This is a genomic window from Mesorhizobium sp. 10J20-29, assembly GCF_054130485.1.
Map to the genome: position 1 here is coordinate 4,406,642 of NZ_CP199156.1, position 22,987 is coordinate 4,429,628.

24 protein-coding genes are annotated in these 22,987 nt (G+C 64.7%); 17 read left to right on the top strand and 7 right to left on the bottom strand.

What is annotated here, in order from left to right; all coding sequences use genetic code 11:
- Nucleotides 1-54: 54 nt before the first annotated feature.
- Nucleotides 55-747: a corrinoid protein gene (locus ACT2BZ_RS21075; protein WP_457937501.1), complete on the top strand. Its 693-nt coding sequence runs from the start codon at nucleotides 55-57 to the stop codon at nucleotides 745-747.
- A 74-nt stretch (nucleotides 748-821) separates the two neighbouring features.
- Here ACT2BZ_RS21075 and ACT2BZ_RS21080 read toward each other — a convergent pair whose 3' ends face one another.
- On the bottom strand, nucleotides 822-950 hold the full coding sequence (locus tag ACT2BZ_RS21080; protein WP_457937503.1) for an EncA/B family entericidin: 129 nt from the start codon (nucleotides 948-950) through the stop codon (nucleotides 822-824).
- Between the two features lie 120 nt (nucleotides 951-1,070).
- On the opposite strand from ACT2BZ_RS21080, the gene ACT2BZ_RS21085 reads away from it, so the two are divergent.
- From ACT2BZ_RS21085 to ACT2BZ_RS21125, 9 genes are all read left to right on the top strand, one after another.
- Nucleotides 1,071-1,733, top strand: a complete 663-nt coding sequence (locus tag ACT2BZ_RS21085) for a DUF1638 domain-containing protein (RefSeq protein WP_457937505.1) — start codon at nucleotides 1,071-1,073, stop codon at nucleotides 1,731-1,733.
- A gap of 82 nt (nucleotides 1,734-1,815) precedes the next feature.
- On the top strand, nucleotides 1,816-2,394 hold the full coding sequence (locus tag ACT2BZ_RS21090; protein ID WP_457937506.1) for a DUF4893 domain-containing protein: 579 nt from the start codon (nucleotides 1,816-1,818) through the stop codon (nucleotides 2,392-2,394).
- Between the two features lie 139 nt (nucleotides 2,395-2,533).
- Nucleotides 2,534-3,190: an exopolysaccharide biosynthesis protein gene (locus tag ACT2BZ_RS21095; RefSeq protein ID WP_457937508.1), complete on the top strand. Its 657-nt coding sequence runs from the start codon at nucleotides 2,534-2,536 to the stop codon at nucleotides 3,188-3,190.
- 8 nt (nucleotides 3,191-3,198) lie between these two features.
- Nucleotides 3,199-3,966 (top strand): formyl transferase, encoded by a 768-nt coding sequence (locus ACT2BZ_RS21100; RefSeq protein WP_457937509.1) that lies wholly within the window; start codon nucleotides 3,199-3,201, stop codon nucleotides 3,964-3,966.
- 132 nt (nucleotides 3,967-4,098) lie between these two features.
- On the top strand, nucleotides 4,099-4,401 hold the full coding sequence (locus ACT2BZ_RS21105) for a virulence factor (protein ID WP_457937511.1): 303 nt from the start codon (nucleotides 4,099-4,101) through the stop codon (nucleotides 4,399-4,401).
- Nucleotides 4,394-5,044, top strand: coding sequence for a methylenetetrahydrofolate reductase C-terminal domain-containing protein (locus ACT2BZ_RS21110; RefSeq protein WP_457937512.1), 651 nt, complete (start codon nucleotides 4,394-4,396; stop codon nucleotides 5,042-5,044). Before ACT2BZ_RS21105 ends, ACT2BZ_RS21110 begins: the two co-directional genes overlap by 8 nt.
- On the top strand, nucleotides 5,041-6,132 hold the full coding sequence (locus ACT2BZ_RS21115) for a methylenetetrahydrofolate reductase (RefSeq protein ID WP_457937513.1): 1,092 nt from the start codon (nucleotides 5,041-5,043) through the stop codon (nucleotides 6,130-6,132). The genes ACT2BZ_RS21110 and ACT2BZ_RS21115 overlap by 4 nt, the downstream gene beginning before the upstream one ends.
- 86 nt (nucleotides 6,133-6,218) lie before the next feature.
- Nucleotides 6,219-7,193 (top strand): methyltetrahydrofolate cobalamin methyltransferase, encoded by a 975-nt coding sequence (locus ACT2BZ_RS21120; protein ID WP_457937515.1) that lies wholly within the window; start codon nucleotides 6,219-6,221, stop codon nucleotides 7,191-7,193.
- A gap of 53 nt (nucleotides 7,194-7,246) precedes the next feature.
- The gene (locus tag ACT2BZ_RS21125) at nucleotides 7,247-9,274 is read left to right on the top strand and encodes an ASKHA domain-containing protein (protein ID WP_457941399.1); all 2,028 of its coding nucleotides are present in this window, start codon (nucleotides 7,247-7,249) and stop codon (nucleotides 9,272-9,274) included.
- A 4-nt stretch (nucleotides 9,275-9,278) separates the two neighbouring features.
- Here ACT2BZ_RS21125 and ACT2BZ_RS21130 read toward each other — a convergent pair whose 3' ends face one another.
- Nucleotides 9,279-10,178 carry a LysR substrate-binding domain-containing protein gene (locus ACT2BZ_RS21130; RefSeq protein ID WP_457937517.1) on the bottom strand — a complete coding sequence of 300 codons (900 nt, stop codon included), beginning with the start codon at nucleotides 10,176-10,178 and terminating at the stop codon, nucleotides 9,279-9,281.
- A gap of 227 nt (nucleotides 10,179-10,405) precedes the next feature.
- On the opposite strand from ACT2BZ_RS21130, the gene ACT2BZ_RS21135 reads away from it, so the two are divergent.
- The 3 genes from ACT2BZ_RS21135 (at nucleotide 10,406) to ACT2BZ_RS21145 (ending at nucleotide 12,333) form a co-directional block, all read left to right on the top strand.
- A complete protein-coding gene (locus ACT2BZ_RS21135) occupies nucleotides 10,406-10,591 on the top strand; it encodes a hypothetical protein (RefSeq protein WP_457937519.1) in 186 nt (61 codons plus the stop codon).
- Between the two features lie 332 nt (nucleotides 10,592-10,923).
- Entirely contained in the window at nucleotides 10,924-11,061 is a 138-nt protein-coding gene (locus ACT2BZ_RS21140) for a hypothetical protein (RefSeq protein WP_457937521.1), read from the top strand.
- 333 nt (nucleotides 11,062-11,394) lie between these two features.
- On the top strand, nucleotides 11,395-12,333 hold the full coding sequence (locus tag ACT2BZ_RS21145) for a GlxA family transcriptional regulator (protein ID WP_457941400.1): 939 nt from the start codon (nucleotides 11,395-11,397) through the stop codon (nucleotides 12,331-12,333).
- A gap of 55 nt (nucleotides 12,334-12,388) precedes the next feature.
- On the opposite strand, the gene ACT2BZ_RS21150 is transcribed toward ACT2BZ_RS21145, so the two are convergent.
- Entirely contained in the window at nucleotides 12,389-13,183 is a 795-nt protein-coding gene (locus ACT2BZ_RS21150) for a class I SAM-dependent methyltransferase (RefSeq protein WP_457937523.1), read from the bottom strand.
- 85 nt (nucleotides 13,184-13,268) lie between these two features.
- Between ACT2BZ_RS21150 and ACT2BZ_RS21155 the strand changes: the two genes are divergently transcribed.
- Both ACT2BZ_RS21155 and ACT2BZ_RS21160 read left to right on the top strand, forming a co-directional pair.
- Complete coding sequence (locus tag ACT2BZ_RS21155; RefSeq protein ID WP_457937525.1) at nucleotides 13,269-13,592, top strand: hypothetical protein; 324 nt, start codon at nucleotides 13,269-13,271, stop codon at nucleotides 13,590-13,592.
- On the top strand, nucleotides 13,589-14,107 hold the full coding sequence (locus ACT2BZ_RS21160; protein ID WP_457937527.1) for a hypothetical protein: 519 nt from the start codon (nucleotides 13,589-13,591) through the stop codon (nucleotides 14,105-14,107). Before ACT2BZ_RS21155 ends, ACT2BZ_RS21160 begins: the two co-directional genes overlap by 4 nt.
- 38 nt (nucleotides 14,108-14,145) lie before the next feature.
- Here ACT2BZ_RS21160 and ACT2BZ_RS21165 read toward each other — a convergent pair whose 3' ends face one another.
- Nucleotides 14,146-15,000 (bottom strand): DUF1194 domain-containing protein, encoded by an 855-nt coding sequence (locus ACT2BZ_RS21165; protein ID WP_457937529.1) that lies wholly within the window; start codon nucleotides 14,998-15,000, stop codon nucleotides 14,146-14,148.
- A gap of 193 nt (nucleotides 15,001-15,193) precedes the next feature.
- Between ACT2BZ_RS21165 and ACT2BZ_RS21170 the strand changes: the two genes are divergently transcribed.
- Nucleotides 15,194-15,850 carry a hypothetical protein gene (locus tag ACT2BZ_RS21170; RefSeq protein WP_457937531.1) on the top strand — a complete coding sequence of 219 codons (657 nt, stop codon included), beginning with the start codon at nucleotides 15,194-15,196 and terminating at the stop codon, nucleotides 15,848-15,850.
- A 46-nt stretch (nucleotides 15,851-15,896) separates the two neighbouring features.
- On the opposite strand, the gene ACT2BZ_RS21175 is transcribed toward ACT2BZ_RS21170, so the two are convergent.
- The 3 genes from ACT2BZ_RS21175 to ACT2BZ_RS21185 all read right to left on the bottom strand — a co-directional run bounded on the left by ACT2BZ_RS21175 (nucleotide 15,897) and on the right by ACT2BZ_RS21185 (nucleotide 21,536).
- Nucleotides 15,897-18,458: a GcvT family protein gene (locus tag ACT2BZ_RS21175; protein ID WP_457937533.1), complete on the bottom strand. Its 2,562-nt coding sequence runs from the start codon at nucleotides 18,456-18,458 to the stop codon at nucleotides 15,897-15,899.
- A gap of 221 nt (nucleotides 18,459-18,679) precedes the next feature.
- Complete coding sequence (locus ACT2BZ_RS21180; protein ID WP_457937534.1) at nucleotides 18,680-18,943, bottom strand: hypothetical protein; 264 nt, start codon at nucleotides 18,941-18,943, stop codon at nucleotides 18,680-18,682.
- Nucleotides 18,944-19,061: 118 nt separating this feature from the next.
- A complete protein-coding gene (locus tag ACT2BZ_RS21185; RefSeq protein WP_457937536.1) occupies nucleotides 19,062-21,536 on the bottom strand; it encodes a mechanosensitive ion channel family protein in 2,475 nt (824 codons plus the stop codon).
- Nucleotides 21,537-21,726: 190 nt separating this feature from the next.
- On the opposite strand from ACT2BZ_RS21185, the gene ACT2BZ_RS21190 reads away from it, so the two are divergent.
- Nucleotides 21,727-22,986: a sarcosine oxidase subunit beta family protein gene (locus tag ACT2BZ_RS21190; protein WP_457937537.1), complete on the top strand. Its 1,260-nt coding sequence runs from the start codon at nucleotides 21,727-21,729 to the stop codon at nucleotides 22,984-22,986.
- The last annotated feature ends 1 nt before the right edge of the window (nucleotide 22,987 follow it).

The window sequence follows — 22,987 nt, forward strand, 5'->3', positions numbered from 1 at the left end:
CCTAGAAGCGCGCGCCGTGACACCCGCCCGGTTCTAACTGGAGCATAGAAAAATATGTCCGACGACGAAATCATCCTTTCCGAACTCTCCGACGACGAGCTCGTGCAGCAGATGCATGATGACCTTTACGATGGCCTCAAGGAGGAAATCGAAGAAGGCACGCAGATCCTGCTCGGCCGCGGCTGGGCACCCTACAAGGTGCTGACCGAGGCGCTGGTCGAGGGCATGCGCATTGTCGGCGAGGACTTCCGCGACGGCATTCTCTTCGTGCCGGAAGTGCTGTTGTCGGCCAATGCCATGAAGGCCGGCATGTTCATCCTGCGCCCGCTGCTCGCCGCCACCGGCGCTCCCAAGCAGGGCAAGATGGTGATCGGTACGGTCAAGGGCGACATCCACGACATCGGCAAGAACCTTGTCGGCATGATGATGGAAGGCGCCGGTTTCGACGTCATCGATCTCGGCATCAACAACCCGGTCGAAAAATACCTCGCCGCCATCGAGGAGCATCAGCCCGACATCATCGGCATGTCGGCCCTGCTCACGACGACCATGCCCTACATGAAGGTCGTCATCGACACGATGAAGGAAAAGGGTATCCGCGACGACTACGTCGTTCTGGTTGGCGGCGCGCCGCTCAACGAGGAATTCGGCAAGGCCGTCGGTGCAGACGCCTACTGCCGCGATGCGGCCGTGGCGGTCGAGACAGCCAAGGACTACATGAAGCGCAAGCACAACGTGCGCGCCTAGCAACGGCCACGCTGGTCACGGCCCGGGGACGGGCCGCGACGCGCTGCGGAGGTGGCCTAAGCCGCTCAGTCCGGCTATTCTTCGATCGCGTTGGCCGTGGCTGCGACATCGCGCTTAACGCCGCGAACGGTGTTTGCGCAGGATGCGACGGCCAGGGCGCACACGAGGATCGTGGCAAGCGACGCTAGACGCGACAGTTTCATGGACAGTGTCTCCCTCAGGGGCTGATGACGCGCAGGGCAACGGATGAAACGATAGTCGGTTCCGACCGCCTCGGGCAAGCTCCCGCGGGAAGAAGCGCCGCACTATCGACAGGCAGGCCGATGATGGACAAGCCAGTCGACACGCCAGACGTGATCGCGAAAGGCGGCAACATTGCTGCCTCGGCCCCGCTCGACAGGAGAGTGAGGGTCATTGCCTGCGGCGCCATCGCGCGCGAAATCATCGCCATCTGCCGCAACAATGGTCTCACCCATGTCGACCTCGTCTGCCTGCCGGCGATCTGGCATGTCTATCCTGCGAAGATCGCGCCGGCGATGCGCGCGGCCATCGCCGGAGCCCGCAGCGAGGGCTATCAGCGCATCTTCATCGGCTATGCCGAATGCGGCACCCAGGGCGAGCTCGACAAGATCTGCGCCGAGGAAGGCATTGAGCGGATCGGCGGCCCGCACTGCTATTCCTTCTTTACAGGCAACGAAGAATTTGCAGCCGCCTCCCACGATGAAATCACTGCCTTCTACCTGACCGATCTGCTGGCACGGCAGTTCGAGGCCTTCGTCATCGAGCCGCTGAGGCTCGACGAGCATCCGGAACTGCGCGACATGGTGTTCGGCAACTACACCAAGATCGTCTACCTGGCGCAGACCGAGGATGCCGAACTACAGAAAAAGGCGAAGTGGGCGGCTGACTATCTTGGCCTCGACTACGAGTACCGCTTCACCGGCTATGGCGACCTGACGCCGGCAATCATGACCGCGGGCGCCTGACCAAAACAGCGGCCCGACATGCCGTCCGACAGAAAAGCGCCGGATTCCGCTGTCTAATCCGTCTCCGACAACGGAGACCGCCATGACCCTTCGCCACTTCGCGCTTACAGCACTGCTCCTCCTGCCCGCGGGAACGGCGCTCGCAGACGGCGTCGTCCAGAAGCTGATGACGCAAAGCGACAAGGCGCGGCTCGAGGCCTTCGATGCGACGCGCAAGAGCGCGCTCGACGAGGCCCGGGCGGGCGGCACGCCTGCCGACATCGCCGTGCTGGACGAACTCGTCGCCCGGGAGCCGCAGTCATTCCAGGGTCTTGACCTCACCGGCGACTGGCAATGCCGGACCATCAAGGCCGGCGGCCTTGCCGAACTGATCGTCTATGGCTGGTTCAGGTGCCGCGTGACTGACGACGGGTCCGGCTGGATGCTGACCAAGCTGACCGGCTCGCAGCGTACCACCGGCCGCTTCTACGACGACGGAGACACGCGCCTGATCTATCTCGGCTCCTTCTCCGTCAACGATGAGACGGCCAGGCCCTATGGCAGCGGCCCCGAAAGCGACCAGGTCGGCTATGCCTACCGCATCGGCGAGCAGTCATGGCGCATCGAGCTTCCGGCGCCCTATTATGATTCCAAGCTCGACATCATGGAGTTCCGGCGCTGAACCGGGTCGCGCGGGTTGAATTTCCGACCTCCGCACGGCAAATAGAGCTGCGCCGAGCACTCATGTCATCTTGGGTTAACCCGCCCGGGACAGAATGGGCTTCAGGGCGTACCCCGGTGGGGCTTGGGATCGATTCGGCATGAAAGCGGACGCAGACAGTTTTGAGAGCGGTCTCATTGGCACGCCGAAACACCGGCGCTCCAGGCGGCTTTCGGTGCTGTTTGCCCAGCTTGCACGCGATGCAGACGGGCCGGTTTCCATCGCCCATATGCGCAATGCGCTCGGCAACCGCAGCTTTGCGCCGCTGCTCGTGCTGTTTGCCGCCTTCAACCTGCTGCCGCTGCCGCCCGGCGCCTCCGTCGTGCTCGGGATCCCGCTGATCATCGTCTCGGCCCAGATGGTCTACGGGTCCAAGCAGGCATGGCTGCCCTCCTTCCTGATGAAGCGCTCGATGAGCGCCGACCAGTTCCGCCGCTTGATGGACTGGATCATCCCGCGCCTGATCCGCCTGGAAAGGCTGGTCCGTCCGCGCTACTGGCCGTTCTGGCGCAGGCAGGGCGACCGGGTGATAGGCATGGTCTCGCTGTTCCTGGCCATCGTCGTCACCCTGCCGATACCGCTCGGCAACTGGCTGCCGGCCCTTGCGACCGCGCTTCTCGGACTGGCTCTCTCCGAACGCGACGGCATCCTGCTTGCCATAGCCGGCACCGTGGGGATCGTTTCGCTGGCGATCGTCGCGGCCGTAATCGGCGCCGCAAGCTTTGCCACCCACGCCGCGCTCGGCTGGTTGATGTAGCGGACCGGATGCCGGATTCCCGTATTGTCATCGTCACCGCCGGCGGTCCGCACGTCTGGGTCATCGTCAACGCCGTGCAGGACAGGCTCGGTCCCGTGACCGTGGTCATGGAAGAGCCGGAATCCAAGGCCCGCCTGCTGCGCAACCGCGCCCGCAAGCTCGGCTGGTTCAACGTTGCCGGCCAGCTCGGCACCATGGTCTTCACAAGGGTCCGCAAGCTCTTTCTCTCCCGACGCGATGCAACCGCGCTTGCTGGCGAGAGTGTGAAGCCGGAGCCCGCCGCGGACCAGGCGATCGTCACGGTGGGCTCGGCCAGTTCGCGCGAACTGGTCGACACGCTGGAGAAACTGCGGCCGCAGGTCGTGCTCCTCGCCGGATGCCGCATGCTGTCGCAATCGACGCTCGACGGCATCCCCTGCCCGGTTCTCAACTACCATGCCGGCATCAACCCGAAATACCGCGGCATGAACGGCGCCTACTGGGCACTGGCGACCGGCGACGCGGATAATTTCGGCGCCACGGTGCATGCGGTCGATGCCGGCGTCGATACGGGCGACGTGATCTACCAGGTTCGCGGCAGGCCCGAAGCGGGCGACAATCTCACCAACTACGCGCTGCGGCTCGCGGTCATGTCGCGCGATATCTGTGTCCGCGCGGTCGAGGATGCGCTCGAGGGGCGGCTGAGACCGGTCCGGACCGACATGCCCTCGCAGCAATGGTACCACCCGACGCTCTGGTCCTATATCTGGACAGGCGTGACCAAAGGCGTCTGGTAGCCACGCGCATTTGATCGTCTTTGGATTGCGACACCGCGGCGCGTCGTTTTTGAAGGCGCGCGCGTCGTCCCATAACAAGCAGGGGCCGTGCGCTTGCGGCAATGCTGAAATCCTTGAAATCGCGAGAGTTGCATGGCCGACCTGATCATCGTCTTCTGGCGCGATATCCCCGCGCAAGTCATCGTCAAGAAGGGGCGCCAGAACGCCAAGCGCGAACTGCCGCTGCGCTTCACCGAGGCGATCGACATGTGCGCCATGCGCACCGGCGCGGCCGAGACCGACGACTACCTGGCAGAATGGCGCAAGGCTGATCCGATTCCGGTCGGTGACGATCTCGAGGCCGAGGCCGACAAGGCGCTTGCCGACTATGACGCCAGATACGACCGCGAGCGCCTCGTCGCGCTCGTGAAGGCGGGCGGGCGGGAAAATGCCTGAGACGAACCGCCACTCGACGACCGCCGCGGGGCCGGCAAGTGCTGCACCCGAAACCGTGCCGCCGAGCGCCGCCTTGGGCGTCACCCAGGCAACCATCGTCAAGAATACGGCGCCCAAGAGCGCCTACAAGCCCGCCGACGTGTCGCCGCAGCGCCGCGTCCAGCGCTCCTACGCCATCCGACTCTGGTCGGTGCGCCATTCGCGCACGCTGGAGTGGTTCTATGCGAAATTCGCCGATCTCTTCCTGACGCTGCATCCGATCTGGAACGCCATCGGCTACGGCCGCGTCGAGGGGCCGATCAAATTCGTCGAGAAGCGCGTGAAGGGCTTCATGTTCGACTGCCGCATGTGCGGCCAATGCGTGCTGTCCTCGACCGGCATGTCCTGCCCGATGAACTGCCCCAAGCAGTTGCGCAACGGCCCCTGCGGCGGCGTCCGCGCCAACGGCAATTGCGAGGTCGAGCCCGACATGCCCTGCGTCTGGGTGAAGGCCTGGGAAGGCTCGCGCAACATGGTCAACGGCGACGCCATCCTCAACGTCCAGAAGCCGGTCGACCAGTCGCTGCGCGAAACCTCGGCCTGGCTGCGCGTCACCGCCCAGAGCGCGGCGACGCGCGAAGCGGTCAAGCAGGTGTCAGCATGAGCATTCACGACCAGAACCCGGCCGGCATCGACCTGCCGCTCGATCCCCTGCCCGGCCATTCCTCGCGCGGCCGGCTGGAGCGCGTGCTGCGGCGCGGCGAGTTTGCCGTCACCGCCGAGCTCAACCCGCCCGACAGTGCCAATCCACAGGACGTCTACGACCGCGCCAAGATCTTCGAGGGCTGGGTCGACGGCATCAACGCCGTCGATGCCTCCGGCGCCAACTGCCACATGTCCTCGGTCGGCATCTGCGCGCTGCTGACCCGCATGGGCTATGCGCCGATCATGCAGATCGCCTGCCGCGACAAGAACCGCATCGCCATCCAGGGCGACGTGCTCGGCGCCGCGGCAATGGGCGTTGGAAACATCCTGTGCCTGACCGGCGACGGCGTGCAGGCCGGCGACCAGCCAGGCGCCAAGCCGGTGTTCGATCTCGACTGCATGTCGCTGCTCGAAACCATCCGCATCATGCGCGACAACGGAAAGTTCCTGTCGGGCCGCAAGCTGACGACACCGCCCGCCGTGTTCCTCGGCGCCGCCATCAACCCCTTCGCGCCGCCCTATGATTTCCGGCCGCACCGGCTCGGCAAGAAGATCGAGGCCGGCGCGCAGTTCGTGCAGAGCCAATACTGCTTCGACGTGCCGATGTTCCGCGAATACATGAAGCGCGCCACCGATCTCGGCCATGTCGAGAACTGCTACATCCTGTGCGGCGTAGGCCCGCTGGCGTCGGCCAAGACGGCACGCTGGATCCGCTCCAACGTGCCGGGCATCCACATTCCCGATTCCGTCATCCAGCGGCTCGAGGGCGCTGCCGACCAGAAGAAGGAAGGCAAGCAGCTCTGCATCGACATCATCAACGAGGTGAAGGAAATCCCGGGCGTCTCCGGCATCCACGTGATGGCCTACCGCCAGGAGGAATACGTCGCCGAGATCGTGCATGAATCGGGCGTGCTGAAGGGCCGTCAGCCCTGGAAGCGCGAGGCGCGCGCCGACGACCAGATGGTTGCCGACCAGCTCGAGCACCTGCTGCACGACGAAGCCAACGCCAAGACACCGCAGCAACTGGTCAAGGAAGCCGCGCAATAAGGCGGCTTAGCCGTCCGGAACCTGCCAGCGCTTGATCGAAATCAGATAACGATATAAAGAAGTCTTTATATCACACGGAGAGATTCATGACCCGCACGATTGTTGCCTCTGCCACGCGAGAAATCGTCATCGGCTTCGACCAGCCCTTCTGCGTCATCGGCGAGCGCATCAATCCGACCGGCCGCAAGAAGCTCGCCGCCGAGATGATCGCCGGCAATTTTGAAACCGTCATCAAGGACGCGCTCGAGCAGGCTGCCTGCGGCGCCACCATGCTCGACGTCAATGCCGGCGTCACTTCGGTCAACCCCAACGAGACCGAGCCGGGGCTTCTGGTGCAGACGCTCGAGATCGTGCAGGGCCTGGTCGACCTGCCGCTGTCGATCGATTCCTCCGTCACCGCTGCGATCGAGGCGGCACTGAAGGTCGCCAAGGGCCGCCCGCTGGTGAACTCCGTCACCGGCGAGGAGGAAAAGCTCGAGGCGATCCTGCCGCTGATCAAGAAGTACAACGTGCCGGTCGTGGCCATTTCCAACGACGAGACCGGCATTTCGATGGACCCGGACGTGCGCTTTGCCGTCGCCAAGAAGATCGTCGAGCGCTGCGCCGATTTCGGCATTCCCGCGCACGACGTGGTGGTCGACCCGCTGGTCATGCCTATCGGCGCTCTGGGCGACGCCGGACGCCAGGTCTTTGCACTGCTGCGCCGCCTGCGCGAGGAACTCAAGGTCAACACGACCTGCGGCCTGTCCAACATCTCGTTCGGCCTGCCGCACCGCCACGGCATCAACGCCGCCTTCATCCCGATGGTCATCGGCGCCGGCATGACCAGCGCCATCATGAACCCGGTCCGGCCGCAGGAAATGGAAGCCGTGCGCGGCGCCAACGTCTTGAACGGCACCGACAAGGACTGCACCAACTGGATCCGCACCTACAAGGATTACAAGCCGGCCGAAGGCGGCGCGGCGGTTGCAGCGCCGACGCAGGTCAACGCGCCGGGCGAAGGCGGCTCGGGCGGCGGACGCCGCCGCGGTGGCCGCGAGGCCCGGATGGGTCGGGGCTAAGCAAGACAACCGTGAACCCTCCCGCAAACATCACCGATCCGCTCGTCCTGTTCATGCCCTCGGGCAAGCGCGGGCGCTTTCCCGTCGGCACCACCGTGCTCGACGCGGCGCGCCAGCTCGGCGTCTATGTCGAGAGCGTGTGCGGCGGGCGCGCCACCTGCGGCCGCTGCCAGGTCGAGGTGCAGGAAGGCAATTTCGCCAAGCACAAGATCGTCTCCTCGAACGACCACATCTCGGCCCTGGGCGCCAAGGAACAGCGCTACGCCGCGGTGCGCAACCTCATGGAGGGTCGCCGCCTGTCCTGTTCGGCGACGATCCAGGGCGACCTCGTCATCGACGTGCCGCAGGATACGGTCGTCAACGCGCAGACGATCCGCAAAGCCGCGACGGACCGCATCATCGAGCGCAACCCGGCCGTTCAGCTTTGCTATGTCGAGGTCGACGAGCCCGACATGCACAAGCCGCTCGGCGATCTCGACCGGCTGAAGGTGATGCTGGAAAAGGACTGGGGCTGGCAGGACCTGCTGGTCTCGCAGCACCTGCTGCCGCAGGTGCAGGGCATTCTGCGCAAGGGCGGCTGGAGCGTCACCGCGGCCATCCATCGCGACCTCGACTCCTCGCGCCCGACCATCATCTCGCTGTCGCCCGGCCTGAAGAACGAGGCCTACGGCATCGCCTGCGACATCGGCTCGACGACGATCGCCATGCACCTGGTGTCGCTGCTGTCCGGTCGCATCCTCGCCACCTCCGGCACGTCAAACCCGCAGATCCGCTTCGGGGAGGACCTGATGAGCCGCGTCTCATACGTGATGATGAACCCGGACGGCCGGGAGGCGATGACCAGGGCGGTCCGCGATGCCGTCAACGAGCTGACGGCCAAGGTCTGTGACGAGAGCGGCGTCGACCGAAACGACATCCTCGATGCCGTCTTCGTCTGCAACCCGATCATGCACCATCTGTTTCTCGGCATCGACCCGACCGAGCTTGGTCAGGCGCCCTTCGCGCTCGCCGTCTCCGGCGCCGTGCATACCTGGGCGAGCGAGATCAACCTCAAGATCAATACCGGCGCGCGTGTCTACATGCTGCCCTGCATCGCCGGCCATGTCGGCGCCGACGCCGCGGGTGCCACCCTGTCGGAAGGCCCCTACCGGCAGGACAAGATGATGCTCCTGGTCGATGTCGGCACCAATGCCGAGATCGTGCTCGGCAACCGCAGCCGTGTCGTTGCCGCTTCCTCGCCGACCGGCCCCGCCTTCGAGGGCGCCGAGATTTCGTCTGGCCAGCGCGCCGCGCCGGGCGCCATCGAGCGCGTCCGGATCGACCCGGAGACGCTGGAGCCGAAATACCGCGTCATCGGCTCGGAAAAATGGTCCGACGAGGCGGGCTTCGACGAAGCCGTCCAGGCGACCGGCGTCACGGGCATCTGCGGCTCGGCGATCATCGAGGTGGTGGCCGAGATGTACCTGTCGGGCGTCATCTCCGAGGACGGCGTCGTCGACGGCTCGCTCGCGGCCCGCTCGCCGCGCATCGTGCAGAACGGCCGCACCTGGTCATACCTGCTGCGCGACGGCGAACCGCGCATCACCATCACCCAGAACGACGTGCGCGCCATCCAGCTCGCCAAAGCCGCGCTCTATGCCGGCATCAAGCTCCTGATGGAAAAGCAGGGCGTCGAGACGGTGGACATGATCCGCTTCGCCGGCGCCTTCGGCTCTTTCATAGACCCGAAATACGCCATGGTGCTGGGCCTCATCCCGGACTGCGCCCTCGACGAGGTCAAGGCGGTCGGCAATGCCGCGGGCACCGGCGCACTGATGGCGCTGCTGAACCGGGACTACCGACGCGAGATCGAGAAGGAAGTCGCCGGCATCGAGAAGATCGAGACGGCGCTGGAGCCACACTTCCAGCAGCTCTTCATCGACGCCATGGCCCTGCCCAACAAGGTCGATCCCTTCCCGAAACTGTCGGCGGCGGTGAAGCTGCCGCCGCGCAAGACGGTCAGTGCCGAGGGCGTGGCGGGCGATACCGCGCCGCGCCGGCGCGGCCGCGAGGGCCACGCGGCAAGGCGCGCCAGGGACTAGGCGCCTAGAACTTGCCTGTTTCGCGGAACGTCTCGAAGGTCGCGCGGATATGGTCGGCGGCCGCCTGCACCGGTGCGTCGGCGTCCGGCGCCACATACATGCCGAGGCTGTAATTGCCGATCTCGGGCAGGCCGTCCTTGGCGGTCAGTTCGACCATGTCGGTACCGAGGAAGGATTTGGGCAGCGGCGCCACGGCGAGATCGGCCATGATCGCCGAGCGCTGGCCGGCCGTGTGGGCGCTCATATAGGCGACGCGGTAGTTGCGCCCTTCCCGGCCGAGTGCCTCGACCGCTCCCGCACGCCAGGCGCAGCCCTCTTCCCAGAGCGAAACCGGAAGCGGCTCGCGCATATGCGCGCAGCCGCCCTTGGCACCGGCCCAGACGATCGGTTCGGAGAGCAGTACCTCGCCGCCCGCCATGGAAGACTTGTAGGACGCCGTGACCAGCGTGATGTCGAGGCCGCGATCGTCCATGCGACGCCTCAGATTGGAACTCTGGTCGATGATCACGTCGACGGCGACCGAGGGATGCGACTGGGCGAAACGCTTCAGCACATGCGGCAGCACGCGTTCGCCGTAATCGTCGGGCGAGCCGAGCCTGACCACGCCTGAAATGTCGGGAATGATGAACTTCGACACTGCCTCACGGTTGATCGCCAGCATGCGCCGCGCATAGCCGAGCAGCATCTCGCCGTCCGGGGTCAGCGAAACGGAACGCGCGTCGCGCGAAAACACAGACCGGCCAAGGATATCCTCGAGTTTCTTGATCTGCATGGAAACGGCCGAAGGCGTGCGGAAAACCGCGCTCGATGCCGTCGTGAAGCTGCCGGTCTCGGCAATGGCGACAAAGGTGCGCAGCACGTCCAGATCAAGCAGCGGCAGAGGGTGATTGAGGGGGGCGTTCATGACCGCGTATCCTTCAATTAAACTGATCCCAACCATCATTTCAATTCGATTGATTGAACACCAGATCAGCGCGATAGTCAACGTCATCGAAGGCATCCGCTCTTCGGTCCGGCCTGTAACAAGACTGAAACACGGGTGCCCTAGAGGCGAAGTCCTGCCGATACGCAGGCTTCGTATTCACGCCAGGAACCGGTATTGCCCGGTTCGTAACCCGAGAGGAAAATGTCATGTCCATCATCGCATCGATCGGACGCATTGCCGCCGAATTCAGTGCTGCGCGAGCGCGCCATCATACCGAACGCACGATCAGGTCACTGCCCGTCGAACTCCAGAAGGACATCGGCTGGCCGGATGCCTTCAACCCGCAGAACGGTCTGCGCCGCGGTTCCGACTCCTGGACAGGAAAGCACTGACCGTGACCGACCCGAAAACCATCTCGCCTGCCGAGTGCTTCTATGCATCCGGCAGGCCTTTTTCGTTGCGCTCCCGCCAGGCCTAGCGCCCGCCTGCCCGGCAGGCCGCACCGCCGCAAGAAGCCGGTGACGCCGGCCGCATTTCCCCGACAACTCCATCGCATCTACTGCCTGCCGAAACGCGACGCATTCGATGTCGCATTCCTCTCTTGTCGCTTCGCATTTGCCGCTTATCGACGGCGCGAACGCGCCTATATGTGCAGCAGAAACGAGATGCCCCACTCCTTCCAGCGAAGGCACCCCGTGTAACGACCACTGCATGGAGATGTGTCATGAAGTTCCTTTCCCGCCTGTTCGGCAAGCGCCGCGAGATGAACCTGTCCACCGCGCTGGAGCGCCAGAAGCTGAGCCGCACCATGCCGGGCCAGACCGGTGCGGTCGCCGCCGCCCGCCTCGGCATCATCGCCTGATATTCCGGCCTGCCCGAAAGGCCGGCTGACAGACATTCCTTGAGCGCTGCCGGTTCGCGAGACCGGCGGCGCTCTTGGCGTTTTCGCGCGCGTACGGGCAGCCGGATGCGCCCTCGCTCTGCCGACCGGAGACAGAAATATAATTGTCCCGTATGCGGCACGGCTAATTGACAGCGCCCGGATTTCCTGATGTCGATTTTGCTGATCGCGACATTCCAGTCGCGCGTGACGCGACGTCTGGTTCGCGTGTGTGTTTAGCGTGGGGGTCCCGTGAACGCCGATAAGAAGCCGATCAAGCGCTCGCTGGTTTTCTACCTCATCCCCGATTTCACGATGATCGCCTTTGCCACGGCGCTGGATCCGTTGCGCTCGGCCAACCGCATGCTCGGCTACGAGGCCTACAAGTGGCGGCTGGCCAGTCTCGACGGCAAGCCGGTTCGCGCCTCCAACTTCGTCGAGTGTGCCGTCGACACCTCGCTGGAGGACGAGCGGCGCAAGATGGCCGGCCCGGACCGCCCTTCGATGGTGATCGTGTGCAGCGGCATCAACGTCGAGAAATACCACTCCAAGTCGACCTTCGCCTGGCTGCGCGAGGAGTATAATCGCGGTGTAGCCATCGGCGGCCTGTGCACCGGAGCGCATGTGCTAGCGACCGCCGGCCTGTTGTCCAACAAGCGCTGCGCCATCCACTGGGAGAACCTGCCCGGCTTCTCCGAGGCTTTTCCGAAGGCCGATGTCTATGCCGATCTCTTCGAGGTCGACCAGAACATCTACACCTGCGCCGGCGGCACGGCGGCGCTCGACATGATGCTCAAGCTCATCGGCGACGATTTCGACGACAACCTCGTCAACCGCGTCTGCGAGCAGGTGCTGACCGACCGGGTACGCAGCCCGACCGACCGCCAGCGCCTGCCGCTGCGCGCCCGCCTCGGCGTCCAGAACTCCAAGGTGCTGGCGATCATCGAACTGATGGAAGGTCACCTGTCGGAACCGCTGTCGCTGATCGAGGTCGCCGACCACGTCGGCCTGTCGCGACGCCAGATCGAGCGCCTGTTCCGCACCGAGATGGGCCGCTCGCCGGCGCGCTATTACCTCGAAATTCGCCTCGACCGGGCGCGGCATCTCCTGATCCAGTCATCGATGCCGGTGGTCGAGGTCGCGGTCGCCTGCGGCTTCGTCTCCGCCTCGCATTTCTCGAAATGCTACCGCGAGCTCTATTCGCGCTCGCCGCAGCAGGAGCGCCTCGACCGCAAGCAGTTGCTGGCCGCCTGACGGTCCGCAAGGGCGACCGCTGACCTGCGGACGCCCTTGCGCTCTGCTTGCAGGATCATTGCAGGGGCTTGCCGAGGATCAGGAGCGGACAGGACTGCGCCACCGGATAGTCGCCACTCGAAACAAGCTGCACATCGCCAAAATGCCGCGACGCTTCCTCCGCGATTGTATCTCCATCGGCCCAGGTGCAGACCGTGTCGGAATTCTTGTAAGTTTCAATCAGACTGAAAACATTCGGTTGCCAGCCGGCAGCGGCGAGAAGTGCGTCCCTGTCTGGAAACATCTCATTGATCGCATCCAGAACGGCGCTCATTTTCAGCGTTCCGTCACAGTCCGGAGGCGCGAGCACCAACGACATGCGCAGCACCAGTTCGGCAATGGCTTTCATTCTGCCCGCGAGGGCATCTTCCTTGATCGCAGCAAGCGTTTCCGGAGTCTCGCTCCTCGTAAAGAGCCGAATTGCGGCGCGACCGTCGGGCCTGAGCACTCGGGCGATCTGTCCGAGGACTTCCAGCCGGACCGCCCGATTGGGAAGCACCCCGAGACAACCATCACCCACGACCGCGTCGCAGCTATTGTCTTCGAGCGGCAAGTCGGCCCAGTTACCGACCACGGCACGCCTCGTCGCATCGTCGCCGATCCACAGCGCACCGATCATGTTTGGCATGAGGTCCACTGCGATCATGGTTTTTCCCCATCGGGCGAATTCCGGCGTCACCCCAAGCAGGACGATATCGGTATCGGCCGTGTCGATCTCACGTTCAAACGCACCGACCACCTCGGGATGAGGCCTGAGCGGCGGCTTCAGAATGTCCCACGTTTCGCTGATCTTTGCCCACATGTCGGACATGCCACCCCCACTTTCCATTCATTACCGTCTGTGCGAACAACGTGGTTACCTTACGTCAGACAAAAGTAAAAGTGTTTGAGGACATATGGCCCGGATCGTCTTGATTACGCACGAATATGACCGGTTCTCGAATCGACGCGGGCTGTTTCATCGGCATAACCGCTGCATGTTTGCCACCGCGGTGCCCGAGCTGCGCGCCCGAGGACACACCTGCATCGTGCTGCAAGGGCTGGGCGACCGTCCGCAAGGCGACGCCGCGCTGCTGCATGTCGATGCGACCGTCACGCCGCAAGACTATGTCGACTACGCCAGCAGCTTCCCGATATGTGTGACCGAGCCACCGACATATCCAAGCGAAAGATCAGCCAGGCGGTTGTCGAACCCGGCGGCAGCTGGGAAGGCCCGGTGATCGTGAAGAGCAATTACAATCATGGCGGCTCGCCGGAACAGCATCTCAACCGCATGGCGAGACGGTCGGGACGGCCCATGCCATTTCCGGACGCGCGCCGTCTCAAGGACTACAGGGTCTACGACCATTCCTCGGAGGTGCCCCCGGAGGCGTTCGATGATGCCGCACTCGTCGTTGAGCAGTTTCTGCCCGAGCGGGAGAAGGACGGCTATGCCATGCGCCACTGGATCTTCTGTGGCGACGGCGAGTTATGTGGCCGGTTCGTTTCCAGGAGCCCGCTGGTCAAGGGTGGCGACATATTCCGCTTCGAGCACGCCGAAGTGCCTCAAGACTTGCGTCGCAGGCGGCAGGAACTCGGCATCGACTTCGGAAAGTTCGATTTCGCCGTCCATGACGGCAAGTCCTATCTCTTTGACGCCAACAAGACGCCGGGGGCCGCACCTCGCAATGTCGATGCGATCTCGCCCGCAACCCTGGCCGACGGTTTTGAGGGCCTTATTCGCGGCATCCTCTGAAATTCGGCCCGCAGGCCGGCGCGCGACGGGTCGGCCGCTCAGCGCGTGTCGTCGTCGTACATCCAGCTTCGGTTGCGCCACATCTTCTCGCCGATCATGCAATCGTAGGGCGGTGCCGCTTGCGCGCGAACGACCGGCGGGTGCGCCGACTCTTCCGCAGCCCGGGCCGGCGAGTGCGGGCCTGCCAGTTCCAGCACCAGCTTGCGTCGGATCGCCTCGGGAAACTGCGACCAGTCGTTGACCGGGATCATGAAGGCGCCCGGACCGCCGATCACGCAGTCGGTGTAATACTGGTCGAGATCGTTGACGTCATAGGCGCTGGTAAAGCCGCTGCTGGTCATCAGCGGCAGGCCGTTGATGGTGATTCGCTGCCGGGTCACCGCGTCGCGCGTCAGGTCGACCGGCGCGCCCTGGTTGTTCGGTCCGTCGCCGGAAACGTCGATGACCCGCTTGATGCCCTGGAACGGGCTCTCGGCGAGCAGGTCGGCGCCGAATTCAAGCGCCCCCGAGATCGATGTCCGGCGCGCGCTTCTTGGCGGCTGCGAGGCGAGCTGCTGCGCCACGTGCTCGGCATCGCTGCGACTTGCGATCACTGTCCATGGCACGACAACGTTGTGCGATACCGTGCCGGCCCATTCGAAATAGGTCACGGCAATCTTGCCGTGAACCCCCTCGGCTATCGCCTGGAGGACCCGCTCATGCGTCAGTGCGGCGGCATAGCCCGCGCGCTGAATCTCAAGCTCGGCCGGTGACATGGACAGAGACACGTCGACTGCCAGCACGAGCTCGACGTCAACCGGCTCGGCGGCGTCCGCACCCAGGGAGAATGACAATGCGGACGCCAATGCCGCGCCGGCCCCAAAACCCCGCCACACGGATCCTGGACGATTCATGCCTGGATGTTACGCCAATATCGGGCGCTGCAAAGCCGGAGCCCGCCATTCGGCTTCACAATGTTGCGATCACGATTATCGCCCGGAGCCCGAGGAGAGATAATCGTGATGGTTGCATAAAAATTGACGATACACACATTAGGTGTTATCAACCGCGCTACATCGGGTTGCAGGCCGCCAGCGGGTTGGAGCGATGATGACAGACTTCTTTTCGACGATCGGCACGATCGTCGCCGCCTTCTTCATCCTGTCCCTTGCCGTCGAGACGATTCTGGAGAACTTCAGGGGCGTGCTCGCGCTGGTCGGCATCCCGCTGCTCAAATCCAAGACCTCGCTGGACGACGCGCTCGCCGAGGTCTCGGAGTTCGTCAAGCCGGAGAGCAGGGAGTATGCCCGCTTCGCCGGGCTGGTCGAACTCGTCAAGGTGCAGGCAGGCGCCATGGACGAGACCCGCGCCCGCTGCACCCGGATCGTCGAGGAGCTCGCCCGCGCGATAGACCCGGCCGACAAGGACGCAGTGATCGAGCGCGAGCGGCTCTGGCTGCACGAGACGGCGGCACCGCTGCGCGCCGCCACGGCGCGGAGCGAGGAGAAACGGGTCTTTGCGCTGCGCATCATCTCGGCGGCGATCGGCGTTGCCGTCGCCTGGTATGCCGACCTCAACGTCCTGCATATCACCGGGGCCGGCACGCCCGGCCGCCCGGAGGTCGAGTTCGTCGGCTACCTGCTCTGCGGTCTCGCGGCGGCCGGCGGCAGCTCGTTCTGGCACGACCAGCTAGACCGCGTGCGCAGCGTCAAGCAGATCGGCCAGCAAGTGGCGTCGTTCGGAACCGAGACGGCCAAGACCTAGCGCCGGTCGTCACCCGGACGTCTCGGGGCCGCAGCCAGCGTCAGCTCTAGCTCCGGGGCTTGAGGTTCTCCGGATCGTAGAGCGGCTTGTAGCCCACCGCCGCGACCTCAACCGGATAGGTCTCGCCGAAGTATTCGACCGCCAGCTTGCGGCCCTCCTGGCAATGCGACCAGGGCAGGTAGGCGAGCGCGATGTTCTTGCCGATCGTCGGGCCGAAGGCCACGGACGTGGTGAAGGAGCGGCGGCCGAGTTCATCGACCAGCGTCTCGCCGGTCGTGGGATCCATCACCGGCATGATGCCGACGGGATAGCGCGCGACACCCTTCGAATCCACATTGTCGGTCATCACCAGCGTGCACAGCATTGCCGGCTGGTGATCGCGCGCCCGGTATTCCAGGTGCTTGGCCTTGCCGCGGAAATCGGCGTCCTTGACCTTCGGTCGGGCGAGGTCGGCCTCCAGCAGGTTGTATTCGGTCAGGAGGTCGGCATTCTGCAGCCGCAGGCTCTTTTCCATGCGGCGGGTATTGGCATAGGTCTCGACGCCGAAGGGCATGACGCCAGTCTCGCGCAGCGCATCCCACACGGCCAGCCCGTCCTCGTAGCGCATGTGCAGTTCCCAGCCCTGCTCGCCGACATAGGAGATGCGGAAGGCGGTGACGTCCTTGCCGCCGATCTTCAGCGGCTTGATCGCGGCGAAGGGGAAGTTTTCCTGCGACAGGCTGTCGGGATTCTCGACCACCTTCTGCAGGGTCGTGCGCGCATTCGGGCCCCAGATGCCCAGCGTGACGAATTTCTCGGTCACGTCGGTGATGGTGACGTCGAAACCCTTATCCTCAGCTTCGCGGCGCATGTAGTGGAAATCGCGCGGGCCGGCGTCCGCCCCGTCGATCACCCGGCAGCGGTCGGCCATCCGGATGACGGTCAGGTCTGCCCGCACCATGCCCTCGTCGTCGAGGAAATGGGTGTAGATGCCCTTGCCGATATTGGCGTCGCCGCCGATCCGCGCCGCGCAGATCCACTCCATCAGCGCTACATGGTCCGGCCCCTCGACGTCGTACATGGCGAAGTGCGACAGGTTCACGATGCCGCAATCCTCGCTCATGGCGAGGTGCTCCGCGTTGGAGACACGCCAGAAATGGCGGTTGTCCCATTCGTTCGCACGGACCGGCACGCGGTCGCCGTATTTTTCCAGCAGCGGTTCGTTGGCGGCGTAGCCGTGCGCGCGTTCCCAGCCGCCGAGTTCCATGAAGTGTCCGCCGAGTTCCTTCTCGCGCTCCCAGAAGGGCGAGCGGCGGATGTTGCGTCCCTTGGAGAAAGGCTCGCGCGGATGCACCGCCGGGTTATAGACCTTCTGCGCCGTCTCCGTGCAGCGGTCGTGGATGAACTGTTCCCCGGTCTGGTGCGGATAGAAGCGCGCATAGTCGAGCGCGTGGTGGTCCACCTCGGTGCGACCGTCGGTCATCCAGTCGGCGATCAGCTTGCCCATGCCGGGCCCATCCTTGACCCAGACGGCGACGGCGTACCACAGCCCCCTCACCTTCTGGCTCTCGCCCATGGACGGGCCGCCGTCGGTCGTTACCTGCAGCAGGCCGTTGAAGGAATGACCCTCGTTGTAGCCGAGTTCGCCGAGGATCGGCGTCAGTTCCATGGCCCGCTCGAGCGGCTCCAGGATCTGTTCCATGTCGAGATCGCGCTGCGACGGCGACAGCCGGGATTCGTGCTTTTCCAGAAGCTCGCGCGGATGACAGAGACGCGGATTCTTCTCCTCGTAGTAACCCCACTCGATCTGTCCGCCTTCTGCCGTCTTCGGGTCGCCGGTGTCGCGCATGTAGGCGGAGTTGCCCTGGTCGCGCAGCAGCGGCCAGCCGATCTCCTTGCCGGTGCCGGCAAACTCGTTGTACGGCCCGAAGAACGTCAGCGGATGGTCGATCGGCATGACCGGAAGGTCCTCGCCTGCCATCTCGGCGATCAGCCTGCCCCAGATGCCGGCGCAGACGACGACGTAGTCGGCCTCGATCGTGCCGCGGTCAGTGACGACGCCCCTGATGCGGCCGTTCTCGATGACCAGCGATTTTGCCGGCGTATTGGCGAAGGCCTTCAGCTTGCCGGTGGCTTCCGCCTGGTCGACCAGCTTTCCGGCAACGGTCTGGCTGCGCGGAATGACGAGGCCGGCGTCGGGGTCCCACAGACCGCCCTGCACCATGTCCTCCTCGATCAGCGGGAATTTCTCCTTGATCTCAGCCGGCTCTAGCAGCCGGGCGCGCGTTCCGAAGGCCTTGGCCGAGGCGATCTTGCGGCGGATCTCCTCCATCCGGTCGTCGTCGCCGACGCGCGCGACTTCGAGCCCGCCGATGCGCGCGTAGTGGCCCATCTTCTCGTAGAAATCGATGGAATAGAGCGTCGTCCAGCAGGACAGGAAGTCGTGGCTGGTCGTGTAGCAGAAGTCGGAGGCGTGCGCCGTCGAGCCGATGTCGGTCGGGATGCCCGACTTGTCGATGCCGACGATGTCGTCCCAGCCGCGCTCGATCAGGTGGTGGGCGACCGAGGCGCCGACGATGCCGCCGAGCCCGATGATGACGACCTTCGCCCTTGCCGGAAATTCTGCCATTGGACGCTGCTCCGAAATGCTGATGCGGGCCGACTATATGGCCGAGCCGCACGACGATTGCAGCCTGTTTGCGACATTGCCCGAAAGCCGCGCGACGACCGGCCCCGCGATTGCCCGATACGGCTGCCGCCGCGCCTCATCGGAACCACAGAAGAGGGACCGCCACAACGACAAAAGGCCGGATTGGCGTCCGGCCTTTGTCGTTCTGTGGAATGCGCGATCTACTTGACGCGGCCGACGCCGCCGACGATCTCGACCGTCTCGCCGCCACTCAGCGCCTCGAGGTCGCCATTGGGCATGGTGACGAAGCATCCGTTCGGGCAGAACTCGACGGTCTCGCCCGCGCCAAGCGCCAGTTCCGACTTGCTGCCGCCCTCGGTGACGATGAGGGTGCGCGGCTCACTGTCGCGGTTGACCGCGCTCGCCGCCACGGCGGATGCCACGGCAGCCAGAAGCGCGCTTGTAACGACGATTGATCTCAACATATGTGCACCGGTGTTGCCACCGCCCCTATTTCCAGAACGGGCATCGGAGCCCTTGGTGAGACTCTATAGGGCAAGCAAGCTGAACGGCAACTGAATGCATCGTTCACCTACGGCCTGCCTATTCCGGATCGGGCTTGCGCGACCGGCTGCGGCTCCGGCGTGCCGGCGCGGCGGCCGCCGTACGGCGCTTGCGCTCAACCAGCGCCGCTTCCGCCTGGTCGTCGTCGGTCGGCCAGGGTGCCTTCGGCGCCGGGGTTCGGATGTTGAGATCGCGCTGCGGGAACGGAATCTCGATGTTCTCCTTGGCGAAGGCGTCGAGGATGCCGAAGCGCAGGTCGTTCTGCACGATGCCCAGATTGGTCACGTCGGCAAGGAAGACGCGTAGTTCGAAATCCAGCGACGAATCGCCAAAGCCGCCGAACAGCACGAAAGGCTCGGGGTTCTTCAGCACCAGCGGGTGTTCCTGCGCCAGCGTCATCAGGATCTCGTGCACGCGCCTGGCATCCGAGCCGTAGGCGACACCCACGGGCACCTCGACGCGGCCGAGCTTGTTGCGGTGTGTCCAGTTGCCGACCGCGCTGTTGATCAGGTCCGAATTGGGCAGGATCACCGTCTGGCGCTGAAAGGTCTCGATCTCGGTCGCCCGCACGCTGATCTTCTTGACCGTGCCGGAGAACTGGCCGGCCACGATCCAGTCACCCGCCTTGAAGGGCCGCTCGACGAGCAGGATCAGGCCGGAGACGAAGTTGGAGACGACGTTCTGCAGGCCGAAGCCGATGCCGAGCGACAGGCCGCCGGCGATCAGCGCCAGGTTCGACAGGTCGATGCCAGCCGACGAGATGGCGACGATGGCGGCGAGCGCCAGGCCGGCATAGCCGACGACGGTCTTGATCGAGTTGCGCACGCCGGCGTCCACGCGCCCGCGCGCCATGACAGATCCGTCGAGCCAGCCCTGGAACCAGCGGGTCAGGAAGTAACCGACCACGAAGACCGCGATGCCGGTCAGGATGCCCGTCGGCGAGAACCGGAACGTGCCGATGGTGAAGCCCGAGCCCAGCCTGTAGGCCCAGGCTTCGATGTCGCCGGTCTGGAAGCCCCACATCAACAGGATCAGCGGAAGGAAGATCAGGATGATCATCGCGTTGATCAGGAGGCTGACGACGAGGCCGAACTGGTCGAGCGTTGCATCGTCGGTATTTCCCTTCCGCGCCATCCAGCGGCCAAGAGAAGTCTCGGCAAAGCCGCCTTCCGCGCCGACGGCCCGCGACGACAGGATGCCGATATAGGCCGTGATCAGGATCGTGCCTGTCACGACGATCTGCAGCGAGATGAAGATCGCAAGCCCGATATAGCCGAGCAGCGCGACCAGAATGATGATGGCGCCAAGCGCGATGGACGTGTAGCGCAGCCATACCCGCCATGGCCGCCAGGCCCCCTCCTCGGCCTTCAACAGGCCGATCAGGATCAGCAGCACGCCGACGATGATGGCGGCGAAGAAGCTGCGGATGATGGTCAGCGACAGCGGCGACCCCATCTGGTCGTTGACCACGGTGAGGAAGTTGTTGAAGCCAATCACGATCGCCATTGCCGTCACCAGCAGAACCAGGCGACGCGCAGTACCGGAGCCGATCGACATCAGCCGCCAGTTGGGCAGGCTCGGCGAAAGCACGGCGCGGGCCAGCCGGTTGACGCAGAATACCACCCCGATGACGAGGAAGAGCGCGTTCAGGAAAACGCCGATATCCCCGCGCAATATGTTGAAATAGTTGAAGAAAAAGAGAGTGGAGGCGAGGAATGCGGCCACCGCTGCAGTGGGCAGCAATGTCGACCAGAAGGCGAGCGACAGCCGGCTGAGATAGGACGGGGCCTCTGCCAGCGGATCTGCGTCGAACACCCGGTTGAAGACGCGGCGCCCGCCAACCAACAGGACCGCGGCCGCAGCCAGCGCGAAGAACGTCGCCCCCAGGAAGGACTGCAGCTTGAACTGGAACACGAAGCGCAGCCACGAGGCGACGGCGCTGTAGAGGCTGGTCACCTCGGTACGGATATCCGCCAGCATCTCGCTGCCGAAGGCTTCGGTCAGTTCGTAGCGCTTGGTCAGCATGTTGCGGAACAGGTCGCTGCGCATCACGCCGATGCGGTCGATAAGGTTGCTGACCCTGATCGAGAGGGATTCGGCGACGCCGAGCACGGCGTTGATCTCGGCCTTTTCGGCAACCAGTTCCTGCCTCTCCGAGGCTATGATGTCAGGCTCGGCAGGCTGGCCCTCGGCAGGCGCCGGGCCGAGCTGTTCGAGCCGGGAGCTGATTTCCGCCAGACGCGGCCGGAAGGCGACGGCGGTCGACAGCAGGCTGCGCGACAACTCCTCCAGCTTCAGCCTGATCTCGACCAGGCGGGCATCGTTTTCGGCGTTGGCGACAACCCGCTTCTCGAACTCGTCCGTCTGCTTGGCGATTGCGTCGATGGCCTGGCGCTGGCTGTTGATCAGCGGCGACCCGGTGCTCCCGACGCCTTGCGCAACGGCCGCCATCGGCCAGGCCATGGTCATGGCCAGGAAAAGGACGGCAAGGAGGTTGCGCGGGCGGAAGTCCATTTTTCTCGGGCGACTCACATCGGTTCAGGGCGCAAAACGCGCGCGCCATTGATAGTGACCGCCACGGGAAGCGGCAAGCCGCCTTGCCCAATGCGGTCGGGCGTGCGACACGCGATGGCGCTAAAGTGGTCTTGGCGTGCGGACCTGCGCTATAGGTTTCGCCCGACGGCCAAAACGGACAATGGCAGCAATGCGGGAATACTCGGCGCTTTCTCTCATCAGGAACGCCTTCAGGGGCAACACCGACTGGAAGCCGGTCTGGCGCAAGGCCGAGCCCAAGCCGGCCTACGACGTGATCATCGTGGGTGGCGGCGGGCACGGGCTCTCCACGGCCTATTATCTCGCGAGCGAGTTCGGCATCACCAATGTCGCCGTGCTCGAGAAGGGTTGGCTCGGCTCCGGCAATGTCGGCCGCAACACCACCGCCGTGCGCTCCAACTACCTGCTGCCGGAGAACAACCGCTTCTACGAGTTCTCGATGGATCTCTGGGAGAACCTGTCGCACGAGCTCAACTACAACGTGATGTTTTCGCAGCGCGGCTGCCTCAACCTCGCGCACACGCCGGCGCAGCTCGACGACTACGCCCGGCGCGGCAATGCGCTCCGCCACGAGGGCATCGATTCCGAACTGATGACGCCGGCCGAAATCGCCCGCGAAGTGCCCGCCCTCGACATGTCGCGCAGCGCGCGCTTCCCGATCCTCGGCGGGCTGATGCAGCGCAGCGCCGGCACGGCGCGCCATGACGCGGTGGCCTGGGGCTATGCGCGCGGCGCCGACCGGCTGGGCGTCGACATCATCGAAAACTGCGAGGTGACGGGCTTCCTGCGCGATGGCGACCAGGTTACCGGCGTTCAGACCTCGCGCGGCGAGATCCGCGCCGCCAAGGTCGCGGTGGCAGTGGCCGGACACACTGGCGAAGTCATGAAGCTTGCCGGCATCGACCGCATGCCGATCGAGAGCCAGGTACTGCAGGCCTTCGTGACGGAATCGCTGAAGCCCTTTCTCGACACGGTGCTGACCTTCGGCATGGGGCACTTCTATGTCGCGCAATCCGACAAGGGCGGGCTGATCTACGGCGGCGCGCTCGACGGCTACAACAGCTACGCGCAGCGCGGAAACCTGCCGCTCGTCGAGGAAGTGATGAGCGAAATGCTGGCGCTGTTTCCGAGCCTTGCCAGCGTGCGGCTGCTGCGCTCCTGGGGCGGGGTCACCGACATGTCGATGGACGGCTCGCCGATCATCACGACCGGCCCCCTGCCCGGCATGTACCTGAACTGCGGCTGGTGCTACGGCGGCTTCAAGGCGACGCCGGCGTCGGGCTTCTGCTTTGCCCACACCATCGCGCGCGACGAACCGCACCCGCTCAACGCCGCCTTCTCGCTCGACCGGTTCCACCGCGGCGCCGTCATCGACGACAAGGGCCAGGGCGCGACGCCCAACCTGCATTAGG